Raw genomic sequence first — 15,386 nt, forward strand, 5'->3', positions numbered from 1 at the left:
CGGGATTACCGCCCCAGTCGGGGCCGGTCCTGGACCCCAGCTCCGCGAGGGGTCCGGCCCCGCCGCCCGCGTCGTGGCCCGTGATCCGGTCCGGTGCGCGGTCGGGCGCCCCCGCGTCGGAGCCGCGGGCCGTGTCCGGGGGCGTGGAGGCCCGCGGAGAGGGCGCGCCCGGAGCGGGCGCGGTGCCGGTGCGAGCGACGTCACCGCGGGCGCGGGCGGGGGCCTCGTGGAGGTGCGTGGGGGTGTCCGTCATCTCATGCCTCCCTGTACGTCGCCGGGACGGCCGCCGCCGCCAGGTGCTCGAAGCGGTGGTCGAAGAGCGCCCCCGCGTCCGTCTTGGGGATGAAGCCGCCCGCCGTCAGCAGCTCGGACGTCTCCTCCTCCCACGCCACCGCCTTCGCCCAGCTCGCAGGGAACACCGGCTTGCCGAGCGAGGAGACGATGCGCTTGCCGTCGGACGCGGTGACGCCCTGGTCCTTGACGTAGTACGCGTCGATCCAGGCCTGTTCGTGCTCCCAGGCCCACACCGCGCCCTTCGCCCACAGGGGCACGAAGTCGCGGACGGCTGCCGCCTTCGCGGGGTCCGCCAGGACGTCCGTGGGCGCCCACAACACGTTGAGCAGGTCGAGCACGTCGGTGCGTACGGCGCGTGCGCCGTCCTTCGCGTACTGGTCCAGGTACTTCGTCAGCGTGGGCTCGCCGAGCGGCGCCACGTCCACCTGCCGGGACTGCAGCGCGGTGAGGAACTGCGTGCTCGGCAGCGCCACGAGCGTCACGTCCTGCACCGACATGCCCCGCTCCTTGAGGGCGCGCAGTACGACCACCCCCTGCGCCTGGCCCTGGGAGAAGGCGATCCGCTTGCCGGCGAAGTCCCCGGCGTTCGCGATGCCCGAGCCCGGCGCCGTGGCGAACTCGTACAGCGGGCTGTTCCTCACCTGGACGGCGACGATCCGGTTGGCGACGCCGATCGCGGCCGCCTGGAGAGGCGGGATGCCCGCGTTGTCGGCGAGGTCGATCGAGTGGGCGCGGAACCCCTGGATGATGTCCGGGCCCGCGCCGAGGTTCGGCCACTGCGCCACCGTGAACGTCAGCCGGTGCGCGAGCCCGGACCCGGCGAGTTGCAGCTGTGTCGGGCGGCTCGCGATGGCGAGTCTCGTGCCCGGCGGTGGCGCTCCCGAGGGGAGCGCCTCGGCGGGCACCGCGGCGCTCGCCGTACGGTTCGCGCCGGCGCACCCGGCCAGCGCGAGTGAGGCCCCTCCCACGAGGGACAAAAACGAGCGGCGCTCGAAGGCGCGGCGATTCGAAGTCGATTTCAAGGCGATGGTTCCTTTTCCGTCCGAACGGCCGGCCCGTGACGTTTCCGGGCCGGTGATTCACAGCGTGCGGTAGCCGCCGTCGTGAAAGACCAGCGGGCTGCTCTCGTCGTCCACCCACGCCTCCTCGACGCGCGCGATGACGATCCGGTGGTCGCCCGCGGGCACCGCGCGCTCGACGCTCACCCGCAGCCACCCGGCGACGCCGTCGAGCACCGGGTCGCCCGCGGGGTGCCTCGACCACCGCGTCGGCGGGCCGAACCTGTCGATGCCTCTGGTGGCGAACCGGCGGGCCACTTCCTGCTGTTGGGCGGCGAGGAAGTTGACGACGACACTCGGCGCCCGCTCGACGTGGGGCCAGGACGACGATCCGGTGCCGATGCCGAAGGCCACGAGCGGCGGGTCGAGCGACAGCGACGTCAGCGACGTCGCCGTGAAGCCGGCAGGACCACGGCCGGCGTCCGCGGTGATCACGACGACGCCGGCCGGGTGGTTCCTGAAGACGCGTCTGAAGAATTCGGGAGCTATTCCTGGCACGGTTGTGGACATGGGTCTCCCTCGAAGGAAAGTGAATGCGGAAAGATCACGGGCGGCTCGGACGAATGCCGTCCGAGGTGTCATGACTTCATCATCCGGGGCTTTTCCCAGCCCGGTCAACAATGCAACTCTTTGAATTAAGTCCGGGTATTCGGCAATTGCTTCAGCGGGTCCGTGTAGAGGGCGTGCAGCGCCACCGCACTGCCCGCCGTGGCGAGTACCGATCGCGGGAAACTGCTGGGCACGACGACGTCCTCGGCGTCCGCGGGGCCGAGCGAGCGCGAGCACCTGACCGCCTCGCGGCGCAGCGCGCCGAGGCAGCGAGGCAGGCGGCAGGACCCGGGCTCGACGACGACGAGCACCGCGGGGTCGAACAGGTCGATGAGCAGCGCGGCGGCCCGGCCGGCCAGTCGCGCACGGCGCAGGAACAGGGCGAGCGCGCGGGGTTCGCCGGCGAGCGCCGCGTCGAGCAGGGCGCGGAACGACGGCACGGGCAGCCCGGCCGCGGCGGCGCGCCCCAGCATGGCCCGCTCGGACGCCTCGGCGCTCAGGCAGCCGTACCCGCCGCATACGCACCGCATGGGGGTTTCGCCGCGTTCGACCCCCACCGGCAGGTGGGCGACACCGCCCGCCCCGGCACGCGGGCCCTCGTGCACGGCCGCGCCGGTGCTGAACGCGGCGTCCACCACGGCCCCGACGAACAGCACCACGGCGCTCGCGCGGGCCGCGGTGCGCACGGCGGGCTCGCCGAAGAGCTGCTCGGCGCGGGTCAGCGCCCGCGCGTGGCTGTCCACCTCGACGGGCAGCCCGCTCGCCGCTTCGAGCCGCGCGCGCACGGGCACGTCCTGCCAGCCGAGGAGCGGGTGGTCGAGGACGACGCCGGCCGCCGGGTCCACGCGGTGCCCGGTGGCCACGCCGAGCGCCGTCACGCGGCGGCCGTCCGCATGGCGGTCGACGAGTTCCGGGATGTGGGCAGCAAGGAGTTCGAGCACCCGCTCGGGCGTGCGGCCCGGCGCCTGCGGGTGCGGCAGCCGTTCCTGCCACACCACCCGGCCGCGCAGGTCGGTCAGCGAGAGCGTCGAGCACGCGACGCCGATGTGCGCGCCGGCCGCCAGCGGCCCGTCCCGCTCGATCTCCATCGGCACGTGCGGGCGGCCGAGCCCGCGCGGTCCCGCCGTCTCGGGGGCCTGCCTGATCAGCCCGCGGTCGAGCAGCCGCGCGCAGTGGCCCGTGACGGAGGCGGGCGAGAGCCCGGTGAGCCGTGCCACGGTCGAGCGTGCGACGGGCCCGTGGTCAAGCACGGCGCGCAGCACGGCGCCCGCGCCCGGCGCACGGCGGACTTCGCGTGCGGCGGGACGCGGGTGGGGAGGGCGCGCAGAAGGAGCGGTCGTGTCCACAAGAGCCTTCCAGGTCCTGAAGGGTGTGACGTACTCCCCCGCCTGCGGGGCGGCGGGAGCCGTGCGAGTCCTCAGACCTGGTGACACGCGGCGGAGCACACGCGCTTGAGGTCCACATGACCCCGCGTCGTCAGGTGCGTCGTCCGCTGCATGGGAGGAAACGTAGCCGGACCGCGGTGCCGTCCTCAAGACCCGCCCGCATCCTGGACGTCCCGTCTCACCGCCCGGGGGCGGTCATCGCGCCGCGGCCGCGTGCCGCACGGCGAGCCGTGCGGACACGGCGCCGGGGAAGGAGAAGGCTGTGCCTGCCAGAAGGCTGTGCCTGCCCGCCTCCGCCCTGCAGAAAGGTCTTGAGGACGACTCATGGAGCGCTCATCCCACACTCCGGTCCCGACGAGTGCCCTGTCGGGGGCGCCCTGCTGGGTGAGCCTGATGACGCACGATCTCGGGTCGGCGCAGGACTTCTACGGGGCGGTGCTCGGCTGGCGCTTTCGCGCCACGGCGCTCGGCGACGAGTTCTCCGTCGCGATCGCCGAGGACGGAACGCCCGCCGCGGGCATCGGCGCGATCGCGACCAGCCTGCGCGCCGCGGTCGCCTGGGTCCCCTACTTCGCGGTGGGCGACGCGGACGACACCGCGGCCCGCATCCGCGAGCGCGGCGCCACCGTCGCGGTGGGTCCGCTCGCGATGACGATGGGGCGTGCGGCGCTCGCGGCCGACCCGCACGGTGCGACGTTCGGCTTCTGGGCCGGCATGACGATGCCCGGCTGGGCCGTCGGGCGCGGCGGCGCGCCGGCCACGCTGCGGCTGCGCACGCGCGACGCGTTCGCAGCGGCCATCTTCTACGGCGAGGTGTTCGGCTGGACGGATCCGGCGGGCTCCGCCATCGACGTCCGCTACGAGCGGGACCACGTACGGGTGGAGGAGGGCGGGCACAGCGTCGCCGAGCTGTACGGGGGCGCGCTGGAGAGCCCGCCCGATCCGCACGTCAGGCCGCGCTGGGAGGTGCACTTCCGGGTGCGCGACGTCTCCGCCGCGGTCCGCGCGGCGGAGGCCGCGGGCGGCGCCGTCGCGGTGCCGCCCGCGCCCGACACCGCCTACGGGGCGGCGCTCGTGGCGACGCTGCGGGGCCCGGACGGCGGCCTGTTCACGGTGACGACGGCCTGACGGCCGGGCCCGCCCCCGGCGCCGCAGGACCGCGCCCGCGCCGTCAGAGGCCGCACTCCCGCTTGACGTACTCGGCCAGCTGTTCGTGCGTCGCGTACCAGAGGTCGAACTGCCCCATGTGGTCGATCAGTTCGCGCAGCACAGCGAAGCGGGAGCGGTGGCCCACGACGTGCGGGTGCATGGTGAGCTGGAAGAGGCCGCCCTCCTCCAGCGCCAGGTCGAACTCGTCCCGCCACAGGGACAGCACGCCGCGCGGCGGGGTGTAGGGGCGGGAGGAGGTGTAGCGGTCCATGGTGAAGTACGGGGCGTCGTCGCGGATCCATTCGACCGGGATCTCCACCATGCCCGTCGGCTCGCCGTGGTCGAGGATCTCGTAGGGCTCGTCGTCGGCCATCAGCGACGAGTCGTAGAGCAGGCCGAGCTCGCGCGAGATCGCCAGCGTGTTGTCGGAGAAGTCCCAGGACGGGGTCCTGATGCCGACGGGGCGCTTGCCGCTGAGCGTTTCGAGCGTGTCGGCGGCGCGGAAGGTCAGTTCGCGTTCGTCGGCGCCGGCGAGCTGCATGTTCCGCTCGTGGATCCAGCCGTGGAGCGCCACTTCGTGGCCGTCCTCGACGTACGCCCGCACCTCTTCGGGATGGAGCAGGCCCGAGACCGCCGGCATGAAGAACGTGGCCGGGATCGAGCGGTCGCGCAGCAGGCGCAGGATGCGGGGCACGCCCGTGCGCGAGCCGTACTCGCCCTGGGAGAGCTTGCCCGGCTGGGTCTCGTCGTTCCTCAGCGGGATCGTCTCGTGGTCGGAGTCGAACGACAGCGCCACGGCGGCCCGTGCGCCGCCCGGCCAGCGCGCGGGGCGCAGCGGCCTGCCCGCGCGCACCGCGCCGACGTGGCCGCGCCACGTCGCCTCGTCCCACTGCCAGGGTTCCTGCTCCGTCGCGCTCATCGTCGCTGCCCGCCTCTCCGGTTCGCTCCCCCGCGATTCTGGCACGGCCGTTTCCGGCCACAGGGGCCGGACCTCGGGGTCCCGGGCGCTCGCGGCTACCCGGCGGCCGGGGCGTGCCCGCCCGCGTGCCCGCCTGCCGGGGTGACGGTGATGTGCCGCCAGCTCGCCGTGCCCGACTGGTCGCGCACGCCGATGGCACCGCTGGTGAAGGAGCAGTCCGGGTCCTTGTACGTGAAGCGGGTGCGCGAGGCCGGGTGGCCCGCGGGCGATCCGGTCACCGTGATCCCGCAGCCGACGGCCCGCACGGCGAGGTGGTACCACGCGCCGGTGGCCAGGCCGCCGGGGACGGCGGCGCGGTCGAGTTCGCGCCAGGTCCCGTCCTGCCTGCCGAGCACGATGCTCCCGGCCGAGACCCCGACGTAGTACCCGTTCAGCGCGTCGGTCCCCTTGCCCGGGTCGGACGCCCTGAGGACGAACCCGGCCTGCGCCCCGCTGTCGATGCGCACGTCGCCCGCGAGGCGGTAGTCGCTCCATCCGGTGGACCCGGCGATCGACTTGTTGCCGCCGTCACCGCCGCACGTCTCGCTGAGGACGCCGTCCGACGCCGTCCAGCAGCCGCCGTAGTCGATCCAGCCCGCCGCGCCGTTGCCGAAGTCGCTCGCGTACGGCAGGACCCCGCTGTTCGCCACGCCTGTGGCCTCCATGCAGCCGGTAGGTCCCGCGGACGTGGCGGTGGTGTAGCGGAACGTCCGGCCGCCGTCCCCGAGCAGCAGGTCGGGGCTGTAGCTGGTGCTGCAGTTCTGGGACGGGTCGGCGACGGGCCCGAACGGCGCGGGCGTCCACGACCAGCGGCCCTTCGCGTCGGGGTCCTTGGTGAAGACGGCCTGCCGGTCCTCGGGCGTGAACGCGTTGGTGCCCGTGTGGCGGGTCCTCATCCCGGTCAGCATCAGCTGCCCGTGGGGGCCGCCGGCCGGGCTCCACACGATGTACGGGCTGCTGCCGAGGTACCTGCCGTCGGACGTGACCGCCATGGTGCCGAGGTCGGACGGGCCGCTCCCCCAGGTCGTCCCGCCGTCCGTGGACGTCTTGGTGTGGGCCTCGCAGTTGCGCCCGTCGCCGCAGATCTCGTACGCCATGACCATCCGGCCGTCCGGCAGCGTGGCCACCGTCGGCATCCCGGGCCGGTCCGTCGCGGAGTCGCTCTGCACGTCGACGACCAGGCCGGGGGCGAAGTTCGTCCTGCCGTCCGCGTCGGCGCTCCATGTGACACCGCCGTCGTCGGACACCGTGTGGGCGATGATCTGGGCGTGGGCGGGCTCGCGGCGCTCGTCGGAGAAGTACATGGCGAGGCGTCCCTTGCCGTCGACCGCCAGGAACGGCTCCCAGACGCCCGAGCCGCCGTGCGGTGCGCCGCCGCTGCCGCCGCCGCTCTGCAGGACGGACTGGAACGTCCAGTGCTCGCCGTGGTCGGTGCTGCGCCACAGGACGAAGTCGGTGCGCACCTTCTCGCTGGGCGCCATGTTGCCCGCGAGCAGCAGCGTGCCGGCGGGAAATTTGCCCATCTTCTTGGGGAGTTCGAAGAGGAAGGGCTGCCAGAACTGGTCGGAGGGGTGGTTCTCGCCGGTGAGCGGGTCGCTCACGGTGGTGAGTGTCCGCCAGCTCTTTCCGTCGTCCTTGGAGGTGCGGATGACGAAGTCGGACGGGGTGCCGTCCTTGGTCGCGTGCTCGAAGGTGCCGATGAGGGTGCCGTTGGCGCGTCCGCTGTGGTGGAGCCTGATGATGCGGGAGTAGGCGAGGAACTCGTTGGCCGACGCGCGCGTGTAGAAGCTGCTGCCGGGTGCGTTCGCCGAGGCGCTCGGCGGCCGTACGGCGTTCGCCGCGGCCGCCAGCAGCACCAGGGCGAGGAGCCTGACCATCCAGCGCGTTCCTCCGTGGTGCAGCCACCGCTGTGTCATGGCGGTTACCTCTCTCGTCAGGACGTTCGGGACATGTACGGCGCGAGGTAGCCACACGCGTCGCGCTTGTGCGGGTAGCCGCCCGGCACTTCGGGCAGCGGGTCCTCGGCGCGCATCTGCCACACGGCCAGCTGTGTCAGCAGCCGGACGCGCTGCTCGGCGGCCTCGGGGTCGGACCAGCGGTCCACGAGTTCCAGCGGGTCGTCGCGCAGGTCGTGCAGGCGGAAGTCGCCGGTGATGTCGGCGTACAGCGTCCAGTCGCCGCTGCGCACCTTGCGCCGGCGCCCGCTCTGCGTGACGGCGTTGAGCTCGTCCCAGCGCGGCTCGCCGTCCGGGCCGTCGAAGATGAGGCCGGGGCGTGGCCCGCGCGCGTCCCCGGCCGCCGGTACGTCGATGTCCTCCGGCCCGTAGGGCAGCCCGCCCATGCCCTGTTCCACGTAGACGCCGGCGAACTCCTCCGCCGGGTAGGGGCGTCCGGTCAGCATCGGCCACAGGCTGCGCCCCTGGACGCCCGCGGGGATGTCGCGTCCCATCGCCTCGCACAGCGTCGGCATCAGGTCGGCGAGCGAGACGTGGTCGGCGCGCGGCCCGTCGCAGGCGCGCACGGCGTCGCCGTCGACCACCAGCGGGACCCTGGCCAGGATGTCCGGGATCTCCGCGCCCTTGCGCACGAGGCCGTACTCGCCGGCGAAGTCGCCGTGGTCGGCGGTCGCGACGATGACGCGCTCCCGTACCCGGTGCCGGTCGTCGAGGCCTTCGTGCAGGCGCCGCAGTTCGTCGTCGATGAGCCGCAGCATCCCGAAGTAGTTGGAGCGGGACGGGGCGATGGCGCCCTCGTAGTCGGTGACCGCCGCCTCGCCGAGACCGCGCAGGTACTGCCAGGAGAACGGCTTGCCTTCGAGGGCGCCGGCGCCGCTGCGGGTGGGCGGCAGCGACTCCTCGGGGAACAGCGAGTAGTAGGGCTCCGGCACTTGGTACGGGTTGTGCGGCTCGGGGACGGAGACCACCAGCAGCAGCGGTCGGTCCGCGGGGACGGTGGCGACCCAGGAGAGCGCCTCGTCGACGATGCGGTGCGGGTTCTGCGCCTCGACCGGGAAGGGGGTGGGCTTCTCGTACGTGCGGTGGCGCAGGGCCGCCAGCCAGGCGTCGAACTCCTTGTGCAGCGCCTTCGAGACCTGCCCGGCCTGGCCGTCGTGCGTGAACTCGACCCAGTGGTCGGCGCACCCGGCGTCGAGGTAGGTGTGGTTCTTGCCGATCATCGCGGTGGCGTACCCGGCGGCGCGCGCCTCGCTGAACAGGTCGGCGCCGCGCACGGCCAGCGGGTTTGCCGGGTTCTGCGTGACCCGGTGGGCCGTGGGGTAGCGGCCGGTCATCAGGCTGGTGCGGGCCGGCGAGCACAGGGGGGACGTGGTGTAGGCCCGGTCGAACCACGCGCCCGAGCGCCCCAGGGAGTCGAGGAACGGCGTGGTGTCCAGGGGGAATCCCTCACGGGCACACACGTCGGCGCGGTGCTGGTCGGTGAGGACGACGATGACGTCGGTGCCGGGCTCGGTGCCGGGCTCGGTGCGAGGCTCGGCGCCGGGCTCGGTCCCGGGCTGCGTGCTCACGGTCGTGCGGTCCCTTCGGCGAGGTCGGCGCCGTCGGCCGGGAGGCCTCGGGCGGTGTCGTGCGGGTCCTGCGGGTCGTACTGGTCTTGCGGGCGGCGGAAGCCGATGGCGGCGGCGCATGCGGCGCTGAAGAGGACCGCGCCGACGACGGCGAGCGCGAGCCACCACGGGGATCCGTGGGAGGCGATGAGCATCGCGTAGGCGACCGGCGGCGTCAGGCCGCCCAGGATCGCGCCGAACTGGTACACCATCGACACCGCCGTGTAGCGGACCTCGGTGGGGAACAGCTCGGACAGGAAGGTGGACTGGACGGCGAACTGCGAGGAGTTGCACAGGCGGAAGACGGTGATCCCGAGCACCATCCAGACGACCGTGCCGGTGTGCAGCAGGGCGAACATCGGCACGGCGGTCACGGCCATCGACAGCACGCCCCACAGGAAGGTGCGGCGCGCCCCGAAGCGGTCGCCGAGCTTGCCGAGGTAGAGCATCAGCGGCAGGCAGATCACGGCGGGGATCATGGTGCCGATGATTCCGATGCTGTTGCTCTTGTGCAGGTAGGTGACGATGTAGGCGGTCACCACGGGCCCGACCACATTGCCCGTGATGGCGTCGGCGGCGCGGGCGCCGAGCGCGAGCAGCAGCGGCGCCCAGTGCCGCCGCAGGACGGTGACGACCGGTGCCCTCTCGACCGCGCGCCGCTCGCGCAAGCGCGTGAAGTCCCCGCTCTCCACCAGGCGCGTGCGCACCACCAGTGCGTAGACCAGCAGGATCCCGCTCAGCAGGAAGGGGATCCGCCACACCCACTGCTGGTACTGGGTGTCGGAGGAGAGCCAGGTGCACAGCAGCACGAGCCCGCTGCTGAAGATGCCGCCCACCGGGTTGCCGAGCTGCGGGATGGAGCCGAAGAAGCCGCGCCGCTTCTTCGGCACCGACTCGATCGTGGCGAGCGCGGCGCCCGCGTACTCGCCGCCGAGGCCGATGCCCTGCAGGACGCGCAGGAGCAGCAGGATGACGGGGGCGGCTGCGCCGAGGGTGGCGTAGCCGGGCAGCAGGCCGATGACGAACGTCGGGACGCCCATCAGCAGCATCGTGGTGATCAGGAGCTTCTTGCGTCCGTTGCGGTCGCCGAAGTGGCCGAAGACGAGTCCGCCGATGGGCCGCGCGAAGAACCCGACGGCGGTCGTGGTGAGCGCGAGCAGCGAGCCGATGGCCGCGCTCTGCTTCGGGAAGAAGACGTCGTTGAAGACGAGTGCGGCCGTCGTCCCGTACAGGCCGAAGTCGAACCACTCGAAGGTCGAGCCGAGGAAGCTCGCGAGCACCGTACGACGTGCTGCCGGGGCGATGCGCGGCGGGTCCGGCGTGGGCATACGGCGACTCCCTCACGGCTCGCAACGGTTACGGTAACCGTTGCGTTTTCAGGAGACTAGGCACGTGCGTCAGCGACCGTCAACGGTCATGCGTAGGAAAATGTTGACTCACGTTCGATAATGGTGAAAGGCACGTCGACATGAAAACGGGGGCCCGCGCTGTTCAGGACGCGCGACGCGAGGAGGTCGAGAGCCCGGCGCGCCATCGAGCGGATGTCCGCCGTGACGGTCGTGAGGCCGGGCACGGAGTACGCGGCGTCGTCGTCGTTGGAGAAGGCGGCGACCCGCACCTGCCGCGGCACGCCGAAGCCGGCCGCGCGCAGGGCGTGCAGGGCGCCGTGGGCGAGCGGGTCCTCCAGGGCGAGCACCGCGTCGAAGCGGACCCCGTCGTCCAGCAGCCCGCGGATCGCCGCGTGCCCGTCCTCGCGCGAGGACGCCGCCGTCCCGGCGACGAGGTCCGGGGCCGCCTCGCGGCCGGCCGCCGCGAGGGCCCGCCGGTACCCGGCGGAGCGCAGGGCGGCCGGGCTGTCGCCGCCCGGCTCCCGTTCGCCGCCGAGCAGCACGATGCGCTCGGCGCCGCGGTCGAGGAGGAGCCGCACGGCGCTCTCCGCCGCGTCGGCGTCCCGCGAGGCGACACCGTCGAACGGGCCGCGCACACGGCGCGGCCCGAGCATCACGGCGGGCGCGGGGAAGGCGAGGCCTTCGAGGTCGCGCGCGGTGACGGAGGCGGGCATGAGCAGCACGCCGTCGGACAGGCCGCCCCGGTTGCGCAGCACTTCGAGCTCGCGCTCACGGTCGCCGCCGGTCGGCTCCATCACCACGCTGACGCCGTCGGCCTCCGCGAGGGCGAAGACCTCGGCGGCGAGCTGGGCGCAGTAGCCGTGGCCGAGTCCGGGCAGGGCCAGCGTCACCATGTCGGTCGACCTGGCGTTGAGCCCTCTGGCCAGCGGGTTGGGGCGGTAGCCGAGCTCCTCGATGGCGGCGCGCACCCGCCGCGCGGTCTCGTCGCCCACCTGCCCGGTCGCGTTGACGACGTTGGACACGGTCTTGACGGAGACGCCCACGGCGTCGGCCACGTCCCGCATGCGCACCACCGCGGCCCGTGCGCCCGGTCGCTGTTCACGCGCGCGCGGCGGCACTTGACTCCCGTTCGACGAGACGGAACCCGACGGCGTGGTGCCTGGGCTCGGGGAGACAGACGCCGCTGGCCCGTGCCGCCGCGCGTTCGGCCAGCAGCGCGACGGCACGCTCGGCCAGCTCCTCGCGGCCGGGGTCGACCGTGGTGAGCGTGGGGGCGCAGTACGCGGCCTGCGCGACGTCGCCGAAGCCGACCACGGCGACGTCGGCGGGCACCTCGCGCCCGCAGTCGTGCAGTCCGCGCAGTGCCCCGAGGGCGAGCGCGTCGCCGATGGCGAAGAGCGCGTCCGTCTCCGGCGCGCGATCGACGAGGGTGCGCGCGGCCCGCGCCCCCGCGGCGAAGGTGACCTCGTCCGTGGCGACGACCCGGCGGCGGCTCACCGGCAGTCCGGCGTCGCGCAGCCCGGCGACGTACCCGAGGTAGCGGCCGTCGTTCTCCGCGGGCTGGGCCTCGCCGGGCGCGAGGACGGCGATGCGGCGCCGCCCGCCGGCGACCAGGTGGGCGACGACCGCGCGCGCCGCCTCGAACAGGTCCGTGTCGAACGAGTCGGCGTGGCCGGCGCTGTACGAGGCGGTGGCCACGACCAGCGGCTTGGTCGCCGACAGAGACTTGGCCTCCTCCTGGCCGAGCGCCACGGGGACGAGCAGGATCCCGTCGACGTGGCGCAGGTAGGGGTCGTCGCAGACCGCGCGCTCGCGCCGCGCGTCGCCGTGGGTCTGCGTGATGAGCACGGAGAGCCCGTGCTCCCTCGCCACGCGCAGCACGGAGTCGGCGAACTCGCGGAAGTAGGGCACGGTGACGCTGGGCAGCGCGAGGCCGATCACGTGCGAGCGGCCGGAACGCAGGCGCCGCGCCGCCAGGTTGGGCCGGTAGCCGAGCTCGTCGATCGCCTGCTGCACCCGCCGCCTGGTGTGCTCGCTGACGGACGCGCCGCCGCGGACGACGCTGGAGACGGTGGACGGCGAGACGCCGGCGAACGCGGCGACGTCGCGCAGGGTCACGGGGCCGCGTGGCGCCGGACCCGCGGCTGCTTCAGGCGCGTGCCCCGGCACAGCCCACCACGTCCTCTCCGCCACCTCCCCCGAATCCTAACCGTCCGTCCACCTTCCGGGGGCCCGCGCCGGCCCAGGGGCCTGCGCTCCTCCAGAGGCCCGCACTCCTCAGCGCCTCCATTAATTGGTCATATGAACGCCACGGAGGGGATATAGTTGTGTGAGGCAAGCACTTGTATGACTCATGCACTTGCATGACACAGCCACGGGAGGGCAGGGCATGAGCGGCGTGCCCCCGCAGCACAGCTCCGGCACACCGTGCTCCCCGCCGGGGGGCGACGCGTGGACGGATCACACCTCGCAGCTGGCCGAGGGGATGGAACGGCTGCTGCACCTGTTCCTCAAGTCCCGCCAGCAGTTGCTCGACAAGGCGCGCAAGGACGTCGACTGGTCGACGTTCCTGCTGATGAGCGCCGTGGTGACGCAGGGCCCCGTGCGCGTCAAGGAGCTCGCCGAGCTCGTTCAGTCCGACCCCTCGACGGTCAGCAGGCACGTCGCCCAGCTCGTACGGGACGGGTTCCTCGAACGGCACGCGGACGCCGGCGACGGGCGGGCCAGCCTGCTCACCGCGACCGGCAAGGCGCGCGAGGCCGTGGACGAGCGCAAGCAGCGCAGGAATCTGCACTACGACCACATGCTGCGCGACTGGGCGGACAGCGAGCGCAGCCAGCTCGCCGCGCTGCTGTCCCGCTTCGTCGACGACTTCCTCACGTACAAGACAGAACTCGCCGATTCCGACTGGACTGACGTCCGTCCGGCGACCCGAAAGGAAACAACTCCATGACGTCCACCGCCGACGCCGCGTCGGCCAACGCCGGTCCTGGCAGCCCCGAGAAACCCGGGCCGACCGGCTACACGCACCGCCAGATCATGGTGATCCTCTCCGGCCTGATGATGGGCATGTTCCTCGCGGCGCTGGACCAGACCGTCGTCTCGACGGCCATCTACAAGATCGGTGAGAGCCTCAACGGCCTCACCGCGCAGGCGTGGGTGACCACCGCGTTCCTCATCACGTCGACGATCGCCACGCCGCTCTACGGCAAGCTCTCCGACCAGTACGGGCGCAAGCCATTCTTCATCTTCGCGATCTCGGTGTTCGTCCTGGGGTCGGCGCTGTGCACCTTCTCGACCTCGATCTACATGCTCGCCGCGTTCCGCGCGTTCCAGGGCATCGGCGCGGGCGGCCTGATGTCGCTCGCCCTCACGATCATCGGCGACATCATCCCGCCGCGTGAGCGCGCGAAGTACCAGGGCTACTTCATGGCCGTCTTCGGCACGTCCAGCGTGCTCGGCCCGGTCATCGGCGGCGCGCTGGCCGGCGCGCACTCGGTCGCCGGCATCGACGGCTGGCGCTGGATCTTCCTCATCAACGTGCCGATCGGCATCGCCACCCTCGTCGTCGTGACGAAGGTCCTCCACCTCGACCACGTGCGCCGCGACCACCGCATCGACTACCCGGGCGCGATCTCGCTGATGGTCGGCCTCGTGCCGCTGCTGATCGTCGCCGAGCAGGGCAGGACGTGGGGCTGGAGCTCCACCGGCTCGCTCGCCTGCTACCTCATCGGCGCCGTCGGCATCGTCACGTTCATACTGTCGGAGCGGCGCGCGGGCGACGACGCCCTGCTGCCCCTGCGGCTGTTCCGCAACCGGATGTTCGCGCTGGGCACCGCGCAGTCGTTCATCATCGGTATCGGCATGTTCGGCGGCATCACGCTGATCCCGCTCTACCTCCAGCTGGTCAAGGGCAACTCGCCCACCAAGGCGGGCCTGCTGACGCTGCCGCTCGTGCTCGGCATCATGCTGCTCTCGCTGGTCTCCGGCCAGATCACGTCCCGCACGGGCAAGTACCGGATCTTCCCGATCCTCGGCTGCTTCCTGCTGATCGCCGGCATGCTGATGCTGTGGCGGATGACGGCCGACAGCGGTCTCGTCTACATCGACGCCGCGATGTTCGTCGTGGGCGCCGGTCTCGGCCTGAACATGCAGACGATCGTCCTCGCGATGCAGAACGCGGTGCCGCCGCGCGACATCGGCGTGGCCACCTCGTCCACCACGTTCTTCCGCCAGATGGGCGGCACGGTCGGCGTCGCGGTCTTCCTCTCGATCGTCTACTCGATCGTGTCCGGCAAGATCGCGGACGCCTTCGCCTCCGCGCAGCACTCGCCCGCCTTCCAGCAGGCCGCGCAGGCGCACCCGGACCAGCTGAAGTCGGTGACGCACGCCGGTTCGGCCGCGCTCAACGACACGTCCTTCCTGTCGAAGCTGGACCCGGCGCTCGCCCACCCCTTCAAGGTCGGCTTCACGGACGCCATCTCGGTGGCCTTCCTCGTGGGCGCGGCGGTGCTCGTCATCGCGCTGCTGCTGTCGGCGCTGATCAAGGAGATCCCGCTGCGCACGACGGCGGGCGCGTTCACCAAGGACGAGGAGCCCAACCCGAGCGCCGCCTGACGGCGCGCGCACAGCGAAACGGCCGGGCCCGCGCCGACGGGGCCCGGCCGTTTCGCGTCGTACTCCGGGCACGAAAAGGGTTTAGGCGGGGGACTACGAAATGGTTGGCTACGGGCGTGCGGAACGACAACGACGCGCTCCTGGTCCAGGAGCGGACGGCCGACGACCTCGACGCGTGCGTGCGCGTGCTCGCCGGCGTCCACGCGCGCGACGCCTACCCGCTGAACTGGCCCGGCGACCCTGCCGGGTGGCTCGACCCCCCGGCGCTCGACGCGGCGTGGGTGGCGCGGGACCCGGCGAGCGGCGAGGTGGTGGGCCATGTGGCGCTCTGCCGTGCCACGCGGGACGACCTCGCGGCCGCGCTGTGGTGCGAGGCCGAGGGCGCGGAGCCGACGGCGACGGCGGTGGTCAGCCGGCTGTTCGTCTGATCGGAAGAACTGTCGTTTGAACTCCAGTCACCCATGT

13 protein-coding genes and 1 pseudogene are annotated in these 15,386 nt (G+C 72.7%); 4 read left to right on the forward strand and 10 right to left on the reverse strand.

What is annotated here, in order from left to right; genetic code table 11:
- The 4 genes and pseudogenes from JFN87_RS26440 to JFN87_RS26455 all read right to left on the reverse strand — a co-directional run.
- Positions 1 to 253, reverse strand: a pseudogene (locus tag JFN87_RS26440) (hypothetical protein); the annotation flags it as partial.
- A gap of 1 nt (position 254) precedes the next feature.
- Positions 255 to 1,316, reverse strand: coding sequence for an ABC transporter substrate-binding protein (locus JFN87_RS26445; RefSeq protein WP_209343847.1), 1,062 nt, complete (start codon positions 1,314 to 1,316; stop codon positions 255 to 257).
- A gap of 57 nt (positions 1,317 to 1,373) precedes the next feature.
- Positions 1,374 to 1,862: a flavin reductase family protein gene (locus JFN87_RS26450; RefSeq protein ID WP_209343849.1), complete on the reverse strand. Its 489-nt coding sequence runs from the start codon at positions 1,860 to 1,862 to the stop codon at positions 1,374 to 1,376.
- A 125-nt stretch (positions 1,863 to 1,987) separates the two neighbouring features.
- The gene (locus tag JFN87_RS26455; protein WP_209343851.1) at positions 1,988 to 3,247 is read right to left on the reverse strand and encodes an ROK family protein; all 1,260 of its coding nucleotides are present in this window, start codon (positions 3,245 to 3,247) and stop codon (positions 1,988 to 1,990) included.
- A 432-nt stretch (positions 3,248 to 3,679) separates the two neighbouring features.
- Between JFN87_RS26455 and JFN87_RS26460 the strand changes: the two genes are divergently transcribed.
- Positions 3,680 to 4,414: a VOC family protein gene (locus JFN87_RS26460; RefSeq protein ID WP_209343853.1), complete on the forward strand. Its 735-nt coding sequence runs from the start codon at positions 3,680 to 3,682 to the stop codon at positions 4,412 to 4,414.
- 43 nt (positions 4,415 to 4,457) lie between these two features.
- On the opposite strand, the gene JFN87_RS26465 is transcribed toward JFN87_RS26460, so the two are convergent.
- The 6 genes from JFN87_RS26465 to JFN87_RS26490 all read right to left on the reverse strand — a co-directional run bounded on the left by JFN87_RS26465 (position 4,458) and on the right by JFN87_RS26490 (position 12,422).
- Positions 4,458 to 5,354, reverse strand: a complete 897-nt coding sequence (locus tag JFN87_RS26465) for a polysaccharide deacetylase family protein (RefSeq protein WP_209343855.1) — start codon at positions 5,352 to 5,354, stop codon at positions 4,458 to 4,460.
- A 95-nt stretch (positions 5,355 to 5,449) separates the two neighbouring features.
- The gene (locus JFN87_RS26470; RefSeq protein WP_209343857.1) at positions 5,450 to 7,309 is read right to left on the reverse strand and encodes a 3-keto-alpha-glucoside-1,2-lyase-like domain-containing protein; all 1,860 of its coding nucleotides are present in this window, start codon (positions 7,307 to 7,309) and stop codon (positions 5,450 to 5,452) included.
- A gap of 17 nt (positions 7,310 to 7,326) precedes the next feature.
- The gene (locus JFN87_RS26475; RefSeq protein WP_209343859.1) at positions 7,327 to 8,916 is read right to left on the reverse strand and encodes a sulfatase-like hydrolase/transferase; all 1,590 of its coding nucleotides are present in this window, start codon (positions 8,914 to 8,916) and stop codon (positions 7,327 to 7,329) included.
- On the reverse strand, positions 8,913 to 10,283 hold the full coding sequence (locus JFN87_RS26480) for an MFS transporter (RefSeq protein WP_209343862.1): 1,371 nt from the start codon (positions 10,281 to 10,283) through the stop codon (positions 8,913 to 8,915). The genes JFN87_RS26475 and JFN87_RS26480 overlap by 4 nt, the downstream gene beginning before the upstream one ends.
- Positions 10,284 to 10,369: 86 nt before the next feature.
- Complete coding sequence (locus JFN87_RS26485) at positions 10,370 to 11,368, reverse strand: LacI family DNA-binding transcriptional regulator (RefSeq protein ID WP_209343864.1); 999 nt, start codon at positions 11,366 to 11,368, stop codon at positions 10,370 to 10,372.
- A gap of 34 nt (positions 11,369 to 11,402) precedes the next feature.
- A complete protein-coding gene (locus JFN87_RS26490) occupies positions 11,403 to 12,422 on the reverse strand; it encodes a LacI family DNA-binding transcriptional regulator (RefSeq protein WP_209343866.1) in 1,020 nt (339 codons plus the stop codon).
- A 271-nt stretch (positions 12,423 to 12,693) separates the two neighbouring features.
- Between JFN87_RS26490 and JFN87_RS26495 the strand changes: the two genes are divergently transcribed.
- The 3 genes from JFN87_RS26495 to JFN87_RS26505 all read left to right on the forward strand — a co-directional run bounded on the left by JFN87_RS26495 (position 12,694) and on the right by JFN87_RS26505 (position 15,349).
- Complete coding sequence (locus tag JFN87_RS26495; protein WP_209343868.1) at positions 12,694 to 13,257, forward strand: MarR family winged helix-turn-helix transcriptional regulator; 564 nt, start codon at positions 12,694 to 12,696, stop codon at positions 13,255 to 13,257.
- Positions 13,254 to 14,921: an MDR family MFS transporter gene (locus JFN87_RS26500; RefSeq protein ID WP_307865604.1), complete on the forward strand. Its 1,668-nt coding sequence runs from the start codon at positions 13,254 to 13,256 to the stop codon at positions 14,919 to 14,921. Before JFN87_RS26495 ends, JFN87_RS26500 begins: the two co-directional genes overlap by 4 nt.
- A gap of 116 nt (positions 14,922 to 15,037) precedes the next feature.
- Positions 15,038 to 15,349 carry a hypothetical protein gene (locus JFN87_RS26505; protein ID WP_209343870.1) on the forward strand — a complete coding sequence of 104 codons (312 nt, stop codon included), beginning with the start codon at positions 15,038 to 15,040 and terminating at the stop codon, positions 15,347 to 15,349.
- The last annotated feature ends 37 nt before the right edge of the window (positions 15,350 to 15,386 follow it).

This window comes from Streptomyces montanisoli (assembly GCF_017813245.1).
Classification (GTDB): Bacteria; Actinomycetota; Actinomycetes; order Streptomycetales; family Streptomycetaceae; genus Streptomyces; species Streptomyces montanisoli.

Bases quoted from the DNA above. Each gene is read 5' to 3' on its own strand.
- JFN87_RS26485 (WP_209343864.1), bottom strand. From the start codon at position 11,368: ATGCGGGACGTGGCCGACGCCGTGGGCGTCTCCGTCAAGACCGTGTCC.
- JFN87_RS26460 (WP_209343853.1), top strand. From the start codon at position 3,680: ATGACGCACGATCTCGGGTCGGCGCAGGACTTCTACGGGGCGGTGCTC.
- JFN87_RS26470 (WP_209343857.1), bottom strand. From the start codon at position 7,309: ATGACACAGCGGTGGCTGCACCACGGAGGAACGCGCTGGATGGTCAGG.
- JFN87_RS26480 (WP_209343862.1), bottom strand. From the start codon at position 10,283: ATGCCCACGCCGGACCCGCCGCGCATCGCCCCGGCAGCACGTCGTACG.
- JFN87_RS26465 (WP_209343855.1), bottom strand. From the start codon at position 5,354: ATGAGCGCGACGGAGCAGGAACCCTGGCAGTGGGACGAGGCGACGTGG.
- JFN87_RS26500 (WP_307865604.1), top strand. From the start codon at position 13,254: ATGACGTCCACCGCCGACGCCGCGTCGGCCAACGCCGGTCCTGGCAGC.
- JFN87_RS26495 (WP_209343868.1), top strand. From the start codon at position 12,694: ATGAGCGGCGTGCCCCCGCAGCACAGCTCCGGCACACCGTGCTCCCCG.
- JFN87_RS26450 (WP_209343849.1), bottom strand. From the start codon at position 1,862: ATGTCCACAACCGTGCCAGGAATAGCTCCCGAATTCTTCAGACGCGTC.